This is a genomic window from Sinorhizobium sp. GQ132 (assembly GCF_059758575.1).
Map to the genome: position 1 here is coordinate 1 of NZ_JCAXDX010000046.1, position 823 is coordinate 823.

At 55.9% G+C, this 823-nt stretch carries 1 protein-coding gene; it reads left to right on the forward strand.

The features are described from left to right. Nucleotides 1–530: 530 nt before the first annotated feature. On the forward strand, nucleotides 531–823 hold a 293-nt coding region (locus tag AC6CIG_RS29635; protein WP_498324377.1), incomplete at its 3' end, for a hypothetical protein.

The window sequence follows — 823 nt, forward strand, 5'->3', positions numbered from 1 at the left end:
TCCAGGAGCGCAGGCCAGATGCTGACCTCTGAGGTCAGATCACGTGGCTAACCGAGAAAATTAGAGCTACATCGGAGTCCAGGTTACATTAATTCTTACGCCTGCGCGAGATGAGCTGCGACTGCAGCAGCTACGCCAGCATCGTCAGACTGCGGAACCGGACGATCTGTTCCATGACCAATTCACGACCAAGACCGGACACTGCGTTATGCTTCGCATACCCGCGGTGACGAGTCGCCTGCGGGCCAATGTTCGCCTTGATTCATCGCCGTCTGTATTTCGACTTTATGAGCTTTTGCTGGTACTTCTTTTTGCTAACTACGCCTTTTGGACGGCAAGTATTACAATGAGGGTGGTAGGGCCAAAGAGGTTATCGGCATCGCAGTAGCTTCATTGCGATTCCAAAAAGACCGCTCCGTGATCTTTCGGACCAAGCCCGCCTAAGCCACTCAGGCTCTTTTGAAAGCGCGTCCAGGCCGACCAGGCTTGTCACAGACCACCTGAGGATTTGAGAAACAGGGGCAGACATTATGGAACGGCAGCATGAAATTCGAGTCGAGACATATGAGGACGTGATCACCCATGAAAAAGAGATACTCGGCCGCATCGCCGCGCGGCCAAACGGTGGCCGCCTTTTTCTGATGGATCCCAGCCGGCTGCTAAGTGAAGTCGGTGTCTTCCTATCGGAGCGTGCGCTTGCCGAGTGGGATCACGCCAGTGGCGGCTTCTTCACGTCACGAGGGCATGGCGGCACGTACGACGTCCTGGCCGCGAGCGATCCGGCAGCGGCTCGTTCGTGTATACGTGTCAGGGCGCTCGTCTC